The sequence below is a fragment of the Pseudomonas sp. JL27(2026) genome, from assembly GCF_056933555.1.
In genome coordinates this window covers 5601980-5613977 of the sequence record NZ_CM167794.1, presented here as the reverse complement: position 1 = coordinate 5613977, position 11998 = coordinate 5601980, and the positions used below count along the sequence as shown (strand labels likewise).

Below are 11998 nucleotides of genomic sequence, written 5' to 3'. Positions count from 1 at the left end.
ATGCGGCGACTGCACGGCATTGCGCTGTTGTTGAGCATTACCCTGCTGAGCAGTTGCAGCCCCACGGCCGAAGTCCAGGCGACACCGGTGCCTGCGCCGAAAAAACCTGGTTACACCTCGAAGAAGGTCGTGCCAGTGGCGGGCGGCGACCCGAACATGGTGGCATTGGCGCGCAAGTTCAATACGGCGGATCGCACGCCGATCACCATTGTGCAGTTGGGTGACTCCCACACAGCGGCCGACCTGTTCAGTGGTGAGGTGCGGCGGTTGTTGCAGGCTCAGTACGGTGATGGCGGGATAGGTTTTGTCGCCGCAACGCCGGTGCCCGGTACGCGCTATGAGCGCGTCATCCTTACCGCCGCCAAGCGCCAGTGGTCGCTGGTCTCGGCGCGTAATCAACAGAGTACGCAGTTCCCGCTGGGCGGTTACCTGTCACTGCCATTGACCCCGGGGGCCAAGGTGCAGATCGCCGAGCGCCAGGGCAGTCGCCAGCAATACCGGATTTCCGCGCTCTATCAGGCGACGGCCAACAGCAGCCTCAAGGCCCAGACCAATCTCACTCAGGCCAGCCGCATGCTCGCGGCCACGGGCGGGCAGTGGCGCTTCAGCCCGCCGTTCAACAACCTGACGTTGCCGGTGGAAATGAGTGTCGCCAACACCCAGGGACTGGCCCTGGGTGGCTGGAATATCCTGGGGCAGAAGAGCGCTGGGGTGGTTTATTCGGCGCTGGGCATCAACGGTGCACGGCTGGACGGGCTGGACAAGTGGCAGGCAGATTGGCCGGATACCCTCAAGGCATTGCGCCCGGACATGGTTGTTCTCGCCTATGGCACCAACGAGGCGTTCGACGACGATCTGGACCTGGATAAATACCGTAGCCAGTTGCAGGACAAAATCACCCTGTTGCGTAAAACCTTGCCCAAGGCTGTGATTTTGCTGGTCGGTGCGCCGGACTCCATCAAGCGCCGTGGCGTGAGTGCCTGCGCCGCCGCGCAGCCACCGCCCTTGCGGCAGGTCATCCAGATCCAGAAAGCCGTGGCGCAGCGCAATCGTGCACTGTTCTGGGACTGGCAGGCCTTCATGGGCGGCGATTGTTCCATCCGCCAGTGGCAGGCCAATGAGCTGGCCCGCAACGATCTGGTGCACCTGACCGCAGACGGTTACCGCAAAAGTGCCGAGGGGCTGTATCGCTTCCTGCGGGGCCAGTTGGGCGAGCGCATGCCGTGAGCCTTGTTGCGGCTGCACTGCTTTAGGCGCCAACAAGGTCTTCTGAAACGCAAAAAAATGCCCCGCATTTGGCGGGGCATTTTTATGGCCGACGGTTAAGCCTTACAGCCCGTCGAGCATCGCCTTGTTACGCACCGCGCCTTTGTCGGCGCTGGTTGCCAGCAGGGCGTAGGCTTTCAGTGCGGTGGTCACTTTGCGTGGGCGCACTTCAACCGGTTTCCAGCCTTTTTTGTCTTGCTCGACGCGGCGTGCGGCCAGCTCTTCATCGCTGATCAACAGGTTGATCGAGCGGTTCGGAATGTCGATCAGCACTTTGTCGCCGTCCTGTACCAGGCCAATTGCACCACCGGCGGCGGCTTCGGGCGAAGCGTGGCCGATGGACAGGCCCGAGGTGCCGCCGGAGAAACGGCCGTCGGTGAGCAGGGCGCAGGCTTTGCCCAGGCCTTTGGATTTCAGGTACGACGTCGGGTAGAGCATTTCCTGCATGCCCGGGCCGCCTTTCGGGCCTTCGTAACGGATGATCACGATGTCGCCGGCCTTCACTTCGTCAGCGAGGATGCCGCGTACGGCGCTGTCCTGGCTTTCGAAGATCTTCGCGTTGCCTTCGAATACGTGGATCGATTCGTCGACGCCGGCGGTTTTCACCACGCAGCCGTCCAGGGCGATGTTGCCGTAGAGCACGGCCAGGCCGCCTTCTTGCGAATAGGCGTGCTCGACGCTGCGGATGCAGCCGTTTTCACGGTCATCGTCCAGGGTTTCCCAACGGGTCGACTGGCTGAACGCAGTCTGGGTCGGGATGCCCGCAGGGCCGGCCTTGAAGAAATGATGCACGGCTTCGTCGGTGGTCTGGGTGATATCCCACTTGGCGATAGCGTCGGCCATGGTTTTGCTGTGCACGGTCGGCAGGTCGGTGTGCAGCAGGCCGCCACGGGCCAGCGAGCCGAGGATGCTGAAGATCCCGCCAGCGCGGTGGACGTCTTCCATGTGGTACTTCTGGATGTTCGGCGCGACTTTGCACAGTTGCGGTACGTGGCGCGAAAGGCGATCGATGTCCTTCAGGTCGAAGTCGATCTCGGCTTCTTGCGCGGCGGCCAGCAAGTGCAGGATGGTGTTGGTCGAGCCGCCCATGGCGATGTCCAGCGTCATGGCGTTTTCGAACGCCTTGAAGTTGGCAATGTTGCGCGGCAACACCGAGTCATCGTTTTCGCCGTAGTAGCGTTTGCACAGCTCGACGATGGTGCGGCCGGCTTGCAGGAACAGTTGTTCGCGGTCGCTGTGGGTGGCCAGGGTCGAACCGTTTCCCGGCAATGCCAGGCCGAGGGCTTCGGTCAGGCAGTTCATCGAGTTGGCGGTGAACATGCCGGAGCACGAACCGCAGGTCGGGCAAGCGCTGCGCTCGTACTCAGCGACTTTCTCGTCAGAGGCGCTGGAGTCGGCGGCGATCACCATGGCGTCGACGAGGTCGAGGCCGTGGCTGGCGAGTTTGGTCTTGCCGGCTTCCATTGGGCCGCCGGAGACGAAGATCACCGGGATGTTCAGGCGCAGGGCGGCCATCAGCATGCCAGGGGTGATTTTGTCGCAGTTGGAAATGCACACGATGGCGTCGGCGCAGTGGGCGTTGACCATGTACTCGACGGAGTCGGCGATGATCTCGCGGCTCGGCAGCGAATAGAGCATGCCGTCGTGGCCCATGGCGATGCCGTCATCGACCGCGATGGTGTTGAATTCTTTCGCTACACCGCCAGCGCGTTCGATCTCGCGGGCGACCAGTTGGCCCAGGTCCTTGAGGTGGACGTGGCCCGGTACGAATTGGGTGAACGAGTTGGCAATGGCGATGATCGGCTTCTTGAAGTCGTCATCTTTCATCCCTGTGGCGCGCCACAGTGCGCGGGCACCGGCCATGTTGCGGCCGTGGGTGGATGTTTTCGAGCGGTAATCAGGCATGGAGCACTCCGGGCGGCTAATCAGGTATCAAAAGGGGAGTGAGCTTCTATTGACCTCGGTAACACGCAGCAATAACCGCATGCCCTGAAGATGCCGATGACTTTGCGGGATCGCCGCGCGCCTCAGCCTGAGCTCATAAACCCGCCGGGGGATGACTGGCGATGAATCTCGCGATTCTACACCGCTGGCGTCAGGAAGGAATGCCGGGAAAGCTTGATCCAGGGCTGACGCCGGGGGATGGCTGATGACCGGTCGCTGGGGGCATCGCCCAAATGGCGTTGGCGGGGATATCGGCGGGTGGCGCGCTTGGTTAGACTGCCGCCCTTCGCGCAGTCGCCACCAAAGGGAGTTGGAATGCAGGTCCTCAGTCGTTCGTTATGGTTTTACCTGATTATCGGTTTGGTACAGGGCGTGGTGATCTGGCACTCCGATGCCCTGGACATGTCGGGCGACTACCGCCTGTTGGCCGCCGTGGTCACCGCGCTGCTGGTGGGTGGCACGCTGCTGCAACTGTTGGGCGAAAAGGCCAGCAGGCCTCGTGCGCTGCTGGTGGCGCTGGGGTTCACTTTGTCGGTGGCGGGCATCAGTGCCTGGGTACTGACGTCCCATGGCAAAAGCCTCATGCAATGGCAGTGGGCCAGTTGGTCCTGGCTCTTCAGCCTGGTCTTGCTGAGTTACATCGCCAGCATCTTCATTGTCGCCTGGGCGACATCGGCAGATCGGCGCTTGCGCTATGAAGCGCTGTTCCTGCATGCCTGGAACAACGTGTTCATCGTGGGATTTGCCCTGGCGATGATTGTGCTGTTCGGCCTGTTGGTGGCGTTGTGGAACAAACTGTTCCTGATGGTGGGCATTGAATGGTTTACCACACATCTTCTCGGCGCAGGCTTTCTCTGTGTCAGTGTCGGCGTCGTGTTTTCCCTGGCCATGTGGCTGGCGCGGCGTAATGAGAAGATCTTTGCTCTGCTGAGTTCGCTGCTGTTCAATGCCTGCCGCTATCTGTTGCCGCTGATCGCCCTGATCAGCGTGCTGTTCACCCTGGCCCTGCCGTTTACCGGTTTGCGGCAAATCTGGTTTACCGGTTACTCGACACCGATCCTGCTGTTGTTGGCAGGGGCTCACCTGTTGCTGCTCAATGGTGTGTTTCAGGACGGTCAACAACCGCAGCCTTATCCTCGCTGGATGATGCGCGGTATCAATCTGAGCCTGTTGTGCCCGCCCTTGCTGGTGGGGTTGGCGGCGTACTCAAGCGGGTTGCGTGTCGATCAGTATGGTCTGACGCCGATGCGTTTTGTCGCGCTGCTGCTGACGTTGCTGCTGGGCATCTACAGCCTGTTGGTGGTCTGGGCGGTTGCCCTGCGTTCGTCGTCCTGGCTGGGCAGTTTGCGTGTCAGCAACCCGCTGATGGGTGTGATGTGCGCGGTGGTGTTGGTGCTCCTCAACAGTCCATGGCTCAACCCGCTGGAGATCAGTGCCAAATATCAGGTGCAACAATTGTTGGACGGCCGTCTGAAAGTCGAGAACTTCGACCCCTACTACCTGTACTACAACCTCGGTGAATTTGGTGATTCGGCTTTCTCGGCACTGGAAGAGGCGCTGAAAGAGGAGCGCATTCTCGACGCTGATTCACGTCGGACGCTGGGCCGGAAAATGAGAGAGGCAAAGGGTTCGGGCAAATGGTACGACTCGTTATCTATCGAAGAGAGTGTGCCGGTGCTGGAGTGGATCGGGCCTGAGGAACCGGGCAGTGAGCAGTTCGTGCAGCTCAATGGCAGTGAACACCGTTGTTTGCTCTCGGGTTGCGTGTTGTGGGGGGTTGATCTTGATGGGGACGGGCGCCATGAAGTCGTGCAGATCCCCCGCAGTGACTACGACGAACCCGTGCGCATTTTCTCCCGTACTGCTGGCAACAAGTGGGAGGCCGTGGGGGTCATGATGGGCAACAACGAGGGCGGACGATATGACCCACAGTCACTGATCAACCGCATTCGTGATGGTCAGGTCAAACGTGTTGCGCCCCGCTACAAGAGCCTGGATGTCGATGGCATGTTGCTCGCGCCTGTCGCCGTACCCTGACACGACTCAGGCTGGGCTGAGCACTCTGCCCCGATGACTAATGCGCCAGTTCAGCAACAGGCCCAAGGTGCTGAGCACCAGGAAACTGAAGGCCAGCGTGACTTGCAGGTCGGCGGTGCTCAGGTTGACCAGTGCGCTGATCAACCCGCCGAAAATGAAGATCAGCGTGTTACCCGCCGACGCTGACGCACCGGCATTGTCGGGAAACAGGCTCATGGCTTTTGACGTCGCCGCGGGGCGGGCGATGGTGGTACCGGCGGTGCAGATGATCATCGGTAGCAGGATGGTCACGGTCGACAGGCTGAACTGGTGCCACAGGAACAACAGCATCACACCGGCGAAACCGACCAGGCTCAGGCCTACGACGATTTGTGTGTTCGGGGTGATTCGGTTGCCGAGCACCCGGGCAACGATTCCGCCAATGATGTAGGCCGCGCCATAGAGCAGCAGGGTCAGGGAAAACTCATAGGCCGTCAGATGCAACTGTTCCATGAAGATCAGGGGCGAAATGACGATGAATGAAAAGTGGCAGGCGAACACGATCGCCGCGATCAGCCAATAGCCCACAAACGTGAAGTCGCTGAAGACCAGCCGGTAAGCCCCGATGATGCTGTGGCGTGGTCCTTGGGGGGTGTGTGAGTTTTCCAGAAACAGGCAGGCTTTCAGGAAGACGGCGGCGCAGAGGGCGATAAACACATGAAAGCTGCCGGGCCAGCCCAGCAGTTCTTGCAGCAGCGTACCGGCCAGGGGGGAGACGGAAATGAAGATTCCGCTCGCGGTGACCATCAGGATGCGCAACTGATCACGCTCCTTGCCTTCGAACAGGTCCTGGACCAACGCCTGGGACAGCACGAAGCAACCGCAGCCGAGTGCCTGGACGACCCTGAACAACAGGAAGTAGCCATATTCGGTGGACATCACGCAGCCCACCGAGCCAACAACCGACACCGCCATGCCCACCAGCAGCAGGCGTTTGCGGCCGATGACATCCGAGAGTGGTCCGATCAGCAGTTGCGAGACGGAAATGCCGACGGCAAACAGGCTGATGGAAAAGGCAATGTCGGCGGGTGACGTACCAAAATGTTCCGACAACGCTGGAAACGATGGCAGCAGCACATCCACCGGAAACACCCCGAGCATGACCATGGTCATCAATAGCACCGTGGCCGCGCGCCGTTTGTTGAGGTCTTTCACAGTGTTCACTTCAGCCATCGATAAGGCCCGCCTTCAAGAACAGTAGCCGGTTGTGGGAGAGGTCAAAGAAGCCTGCTTTTTTCATCGCCAGCAGCGTAGCAGTTGCGCCTGATCGCGCACGCTGGAGTTGCGCCTCAGCCGTCGAGAGGTCACCGAGCAGTTTGGTGATGGTATCAGCTGGCAGGCCGACGCTGTGCAGGCTGCTGCTCAGCCAAGGCTCATCGATTTCGAAGAATATCGTGATGACTTCCAGCAAAAGGGCCGCAGCGAATGTGCGCTGTCGGGCGTCCAGGGTCGGCCACAGGTATTGAAACACCTCACAGAAGTAACGACTGTGCCGGGCCTCGTCTTCAAGGTGGTCCCTGAGCATTTCGTAGACGCCGCCTACCAGGCTTTGCCGGGTGATGTTCAGCAGTTCTCTGGCGATGATCGTTTCGCTGACAAAACCCGTCAGCAACCACGCCAGTGCAGTGTGTCGGTTGGGTGTTTGCCCGATTACGCCGAGTAACCGGCTGATGCGGCGCGGGGACGTGCCGCGAAGGCTCATGCCGTAATGGCTCGCCACTTGCTCGGCAATCGTGTTGGAAAACAGCGCGTGATAACCCTCGTCCGTATAAAGCTGCAGGGCGGCGGTTTTCATGGCGCAGGGTACGACGATGTCGAGTTCGCCGTGGACGAGGGTTTCGACCGCCCGGTTGACGACCTTGTGTTCAAGGCGGGTGGTGTAGTCGAGGAAGTACACCAGATGATTGGCCGCCAGCCGCTGGCAGGCAGCACGGCCCATTGCTTCGACCCTCGGGTGTTGCAGGTAGGGCAGGAAGGCCGGGGGGAACCAGTCTTTGGTTTCCAGTGCCTGTTCCAGCGCGACGGGCAGCACATAGGCATGTCGGTGATTGCGCACCGCTGCTTTGGTGTCCCAGTCACCCAGGGTGAAACGTTGCGGCAGTGATTGCGAGGCGGTGCCGGGCATTATCGGGGCTCCCGGGTGTTGAGCAGTGCATTGAGTTCCTGGCACTGCGCATGTCCGTTCCCTGGCCCGCAGCCGACAAAGAACAATGGTTGCTCGGCGCTGTTCTCAAGCCCCAGCAGGGCTTCGACTCGCTGGTCCGTCAGTGCGCCGGTCAACCAGGTGTCCAGGCCCATGGCGGTGGCCAACAGTTGAAACGTCTGGGAAATATGACCAGCCTCGACGTAGGCCATTCGGTAGGCGCGCGAGTGTGGGTATTTCCACCAGAGCTTGTCGAACCGGGAGGTGATGAACAACCCGCAAGGCAGGTTGTCGATGAAGTGTTGGCCGCAGAGCAACTGCCCCAACGGTTGATCGGGCAGTGGACTGACCAGGCTCAGGGCGTGCACGTCTGGGTGATAGGCATAAAGGCCTGGGGCCAGGCCGTCGATGTTGCGGGCATACAGATAGCCTTCGCAGGCATTGAGGCCACCGCCGGAAGGGCTGCTGCGCCGCGCCCGCAGGTTTTCGGGGACGCAGGCGTCGACAGCGTCTTCGCGCTCCTTCAGGTAGCCCAGAGACAGGTAGAACAGGGTTGCAACCTTGTCGAGGGCAACGGCTTTGCCGGTAAAGGACCTGGAGGTTTTCCGGTTCAGCAGGGTGCTGGCGAGTGCGGCTGAAATGTCGGCGGCCGGCGAGGGATGAGGGAGGAAGATCAGCGTGTCGCTGTTACCCGCCTGCAAACCGGCGTGGGGCTGTTCAGTGGTGAGCACTTCGTCGCAGTGGGCGAGGTAGTACGCGGACCATTGGTGGGCATCTTCGGGCATCTGTTCAAAGGGAATGTCCTTGGTGCCGATATGGAATATTTTCGATAAATCGTCCCATCCCCATTCAATCTCGGGGCAGGGGTGTGACGTTATGATCCCGGCCTCTAGAAAGGCTGCGTCGATATTGTTGTTGCTGTCGAAGTGGTCGGGGGTACTTATAAGGTGTGCCAGTCGGGCCGAATGTTCTTCGTCCAGTTCAAACTGGGTGTGGTTTTTGTAGTTCCATACAACTTGATAAGGTGTGCGGGCAAGAATGAACAAGCAAGGGTTTATATGCATGGCTCATGGGGTACTCTGGAGAACCTCAGATAGAGCTGGGTAGCCGGCACTCCCCAGCGCACTGTTTACTTAGCGGGCTTTAGCCGCAACCAGGCAAGCCAGGTTGGCGATTTTTGTTGCTTCCAGAGTAATTGCTTTCATTTTTATTGCTCCTTTGGGTGTGGCGAAAGTCACGTTGGTTGTGACATCCAAAGAGTAGTTTGTAGTGGGCTCTTATCAAGGCTTAGTTAGGTAGGACTGATCCAGTAATTGTGTGGGAATAATCTTACTTAATTAGATATTCAGGCATTTTCCTAATCAAATAGCGGGCGAGCGGAAACTTCCCGCTGGTTGGTAGGCCAGGGGTGTCAGAAAGTTGTACGAAGTACTTAAGGGATAAGGCGAACGCAGTAAGGAAAACAGCAGTGGGGAGCCTGTTGGCTCCCCGCGCAGTCAACAGCCTTAGCTGTTTGGCAGCAGTCGGCAGGTGATGCTCTTGATGTAGCGGGTTTCGGCGATGGCCGGGTGTACCGGATGATCCGGACCTTGACCGCCACGCTCCAGCATCTGGATGTTGCGATCCAGGTGACGGGCGCTGGTCAGCAGGATGTTCTGCAAATCATCTTCCGGCAGGTGCATGGAGCACGAAGCGCTGACCAGGATGCCGTCCTTGCTGAGCAGGCGCATGGCTTGCTCGTTCAGGCGGCGGTAGGCGCCTTCGCCGTTCTTCATGTCTTTTTTGCGTTTGATGAACGCCGGAGGGTCGGCCACGATCACGTCGAAACGTTCTTCGCTGGCTTTCAGCTCTTTCAGGGCTTCGAATACGTCGCCTTCAATGCAGGTCATTTTGTCGGCGAAACCGTTCAGGGCGGCGTTACGTTCGACGCCGTCGAGGGCGAAGGCCGAAGCGTCGACGCAGAACACTTCACTGGCACCGAAAGCGGCAGCCTGCACGCCCCAGCCGCCGATGTAGCTGTACAGGTCCAGCACGCGTTTGCCTTTGGCATAAGGTGCCAGGCGTGCGCGGTTCATGCGGTGGTCGTAGAACCAGCCGGTTTTCTGCCCCTGGATGACCGGTGCTTCGAATTTCACGCCGTTTTCTTCCAGCGCTACCCACTCCGGCACCAGGCCGAACACGGTTTCGACGTAGCGGTTGAGGCCTTCGGCATCACGGGCGGCGGAGTCGTTCTTGAACAGAATACCGCTTGGCTTGAGCACTTGGGTCAACGCGGCAATCACGTCTTCTTTATGGGCTTCCATGGTCGCCGAAGCGATCTGCACCACCAGGATGTCGCCGAAACGGTCGACCACCAGGCCCGGCAACAGGTCGGAATCGCCGTAGACCAGACGATAGAACGGCTTGTCGAACAGGCGATCGCGCAGGGACAGTGCCACATTGATGCGGTGCACCAGCAGCGATTTGTCGAGCGCCAACTTGATGTCGCGCGACAGCAGGCGTGCGCAGATCAGGTTGTTCGGGCTCATGGCGACGATGCCCAGCGGCTTGCCGCCGGCCGCTTCAAGGATTGCTTGATCGCCCGCCTTGAAGCCATGCAGTGGGGTGGCGGCTACATCGATTTCGTTACTGTAGACCCACAGGTGACCGTTGCGCAGGCGACGGTCGGCGTTGGCTTTGAGGCGCAGGCTTGGCAGGGACATGACGTCGCTCCAGGTGAAAAAAAGAGCGGGATTATAGCGTTAGTCGGCCTGGCGCAGCGCGGTTGTTTCTGGACATTGCGTCGGACAGATCGCCCATGGCGCGGAAAATATCCGCTAGAATCCCCGCCTGGCCCAGAGTGAGTACTTATGTCCCAAGAGCTATCTTCCGAGCAGATTCAACAGGCCCTGCAAGGCATCAGCGTGCCGCCCCAGCCGCAAATCATGGTGGATTTGCAGATGGAGCAGTACATGCCCGACCCGGATCTGGAAGTGATCGCCAAGTTGATCTCCCAGGACCCCGGCCTCTCTGGGGCGCTGTTGAAGATCGTCAATTCGCCGTATTACGGCCTCAGTAACAAGATCGCCTCGATCCAGCGGGCGGTTAACCTGCTGGGCAGCCGTTCGATCATCAACCTGATCAACGCACAGTCGATCAAGGGCGAGATGAACGACGATACCATCGTCACGCTCAACCGTTTCTGGGACACCGCCCAGGACGTGGCGATGACCAGCCTCAGCCTGGCCAAGCGCATTGGTTCGCAAGCAGTGGACGAGGCGTACGCCTTGGGGTTGTTCCACGATTGTGGCGTGCCGCTGATGCTCAAGCGCTTTCCCGACTATATGACGGTGCTGGAACAGGCTTACGCCAGCGCGAGCCCCGAGTGCCGGGTGGTGGACACCGAGAACCATGCGTTCAACACCAACCATGCCGTGGTCGGCTATTACACCGCCAAATCCTGGCGGTTGCCGGAACATGTCACCAACGCCATCGCCAATCACCACAATGCGCTGGCGATCTTCAGCGATGAGTCGTCGCGCAACAGCCAGTTGAAAAACCTGTTGGCGATCCTGAAGATGGCCGAGCACATTTGCGCGTCTTACCGGGTGCTGGGTAACCAGACCGAAGACCACGAATGGAATAACGTGGGGGCCATGGTGCTCGATTATGTGGGCCTGTCGGACTACGATTTCGAGAACCTCAAACAGACGATTCGCGAGCTCGGCGCTCACCATTGAGTGTCGGTTCGCGCCTGATCCGAGAGCACCATGCCTGAACTGCCAGAAGTCGAAACCACCCGCCGCGGGATCGCGCCGCACCTTGAAGGGCAGCGCGTCAGCCGGGTGATTGTGCGTGACCGACGGTTGCGCTGGCCGATTCCCGAAGACCTCGATGTGCGCCTGTCCGGGCAGCGCATCGTGGGGGTGGATCGGCGTGCCAAGTACCTGCTGATCAATGCTGAAGTCGGCACGCTGATCAGCCATTTGGGTATGTCGGGGAATCTGCGTCTGGTGGAAGTCGGTTTGCCGGCGGCCAAGCATGAGCACGTGGACATCGAGCTCGAATCCGGCCTGGCCCTGCGCTACACCGACCCGCGCCGGTTTGGCGCGATGCTCTGGAGCCTGGACCCGCTCCATCATGAGTTGCTGGTTCGCTTGGGGCCGGAGCCGCTGACCGACCTGTTCGACGGTGATCGGCTGTTTCAGCTGTCCCGTGGGCGCTCGATGGCGGTCAAGCCGTTCATCATGGACAACGCGGTGGTGGTGGGCGTGGGCAACATCTACGCGACCGAAGCCTTGTTTGCCGCCGGGATCGATCCACGCCGCGAGGCCAAGGGCATTTCGCGGGCGCGTTATTTGAGGCTGGCCATCGAGATCAAGCGCATTCTGGCTGCCGCCATCGAACAAGGCGGTACGACGCTGCGCGACTTCATTGGCGGTGATGGACAGCCTGGTTACTTCCAGCAGGAACTGTTCGTGTACGGCCGGGGTGCCGAGCACTGCAAAGTCTGCGGTTCAGAGTTGCGGGAAGTTCGCCTGGGGCAACGCACCAGCGTCTTTTGCCCGCGCTGCCAGAGCTGAAAAAGTC

At 60.0% G+C, this 11998-nt stretch carries 9 protein-coding genes; 4 read left to right on the top strand and 5 right to left on the bottom strand.

Features of this window, described 5'->3' with window-relative positions:
* Positions 1-1227 carry an SGNH/GDSL hydrolase family protein gene (locus AC1Z1G_RS25745; protein WP_483623270.1) on the top strand — a complete coding sequence of 409 codons (1227 nt, stop codon included), beginning with the start codon at positions 1-3 and terminating at the stop codon, positions 1225-1227.
* A gap of 102 nt (positions 1228-1329) precedes the next feature.
* Here the strand turns inward: AC1Z1G_RS25745 and ilvD are convergent, their stop codons facing one another.
* Complete coding sequence (gene ilvD, locus AC1Z1G_RS25740; RefSeq protein ID WP_483623269.1) at positions 1330-3171, bottom strand: dihydroxy-acid dehydratase; 1842 nt, start codon at positions 3169-3171, stop codon at positions 1330-1332.
* 354 nt (positions 3172-3525) lie between these two features.
* Between ilvD and AC1Z1G_RS25735 the strand changes: the two genes are divergently transcribed.
* On the top strand, positions 3526-5247 hold the full coding sequence (locus AC1Z1G_RS25735; protein ID WP_483623268.1) for a DUF4153 domain-containing protein: 1722 nt from the start codon (positions 3526-3528) through the stop codon (positions 5245-5247).
* A gap of 6 nt (positions 5248-5253) precedes the next feature.
* Here the strand turns inward: AC1Z1G_RS25735 and AC1Z1G_RS25730 are convergent, their stop codons facing one another.
* The 4 genes from AC1Z1G_RS25730 to AC1Z1G_RS25715 all read right to left on the bottom strand — a co-directional run bounded on the left by AC1Z1G_RS25730 (position 5254) and on the right by AC1Z1G_RS25715 (position 10131).
* The gene (locus tag AC1Z1G_RS25730; RefSeq protein ID WP_483623266.1) at positions 5254-6459 is read right to left on the bottom strand and encodes an MFS transporter; all 1206 of its coding nucleotides are present in this window, start codon (positions 6457-6459) and stop codon (positions 5254-5256) included.
* Complete coding sequence (locus tag AC1Z1G_RS25725; RefSeq protein ID WP_483623264.1) at positions 6452-7411, bottom strand: diiron oxygenase; 960 nt, start codon at positions 7409-7411, stop codon at positions 6452-6454. The genes AC1Z1G_RS25730 and AC1Z1G_RS25725 overlap by 8 nt, the downstream gene beginning before the upstream one ends.
* Positions 7411-8493, bottom strand: a complete 1083-nt coding sequence (locus tag AC1Z1G_RS25720; RefSeq protein WP_483623262.1) for a SagB family peptide dehydrogenase — start codon at positions 8491-8493, stop codon at positions 7411-7413. Before AC1Z1G_RS25720 ends, AC1Z1G_RS25725 begins: the two co-directional genes overlap by 1 nt.
* Positions 8494-8934: 441 nt before the next feature.
* A complete protein-coding gene (locus AC1Z1G_RS25715; RefSeq protein ID WP_483623260.1) occupies positions 8935-10131 on the bottom strand; it encodes a class I SAM-dependent rRNA methyltransferase in 1197 nt (398 codons plus the stop codon).
* Between the two features lie 201 nt (positions 10132-10332).
* Between AC1Z1G_RS25715 and AC1Z1G_RS25710 the strand changes: the two genes are divergently transcribed.
* Together AC1Z1G_RS25710 and mutM are read left to right on the top strand one after the other, a co-directional pair.
* Positions 10333-11148: an HDOD domain-containing protein gene (locus AC1Z1G_RS25710; RefSeq protein ID WP_483627991.1), complete on the top strand. Its 816-nt coding sequence runs from the start codon at positions 10333-10335 to the stop codon at positions 11146-11148.
* 30 nt (positions 11149-11178) lie between these two features.
* The gene (gene mutM / locus AC1Z1G_RS25705) at positions 11179-11991 is read left to right on the top strand and encodes a bifunctional DNA-formamidopyrimidine glycosylase/DNA-(apurinic or apyrimidinic site) lyase (RefSeq protein ID WP_483623258.1); all 813 of its coding nucleotides are present in this window, start codon (positions 11179-11181) and stop codon (positions 11989-11991) included.
* Positions 11992-11998: the final 7 nt, after the last annotated feature.

Coding starts and splice junctions, on each gene's coding strand:
- AC1Z1G_RS25725 (WP_483623264.1), bottom strand. CDS start 7,411: ATGCCCGGCACCGCCTCGCAATCACTGCCGCAACGTTTCACCCTGGGT.
- AC1Z1G_RS25715 (WP_483623260.1), bottom strand. CDS start 10,131: ATGTCCCTGCCAAGCCTGCGCCTCAAAGCCAACGCCGACCGTCGCCTG.
- AC1Z1G_RS25730 (WP_483623266.1), bottom strand. CDS start 6,459: ATGGCTGAAGTGAACACTGTGAAAGACCTCAACAAACGGCGCGCGGCC.
- AC1Z1G_RS25745 (WP_483623270.1), top strand. CDS start 1: ATGCGGCGACTGCACGGCATTGCGCTGTTGTTGAGCATTACCCTGCTG.
- AC1Z1G_RS25735 (WP_483623268.1), top strand. CDS start 3,526: ATGCAGGTCCTCAGTCGTTCGTTATGGTTTTACCTGATTATCGGTTTG.
- ilvD (WP_483623269.1), bottom strand. CDS start 3,171: ATGCCTGATTACCGCTCGAAAACATCCACCCACGGCCGCAACATGGCC.
- AC1Z1G_RS25720 (WP_483623262.1), bottom strand. CDS start 8,493: ATGCATATAAACCCTTGCTTGTTCATTCTTGCCCGCACACCTTATCAA.
- mutM (WP_483623258.1), top strand. CDS start 11,179: ATGCCTGAACTGCCAGAAGTCGAAACCACCCGCCGCGGGATCGCGCCG.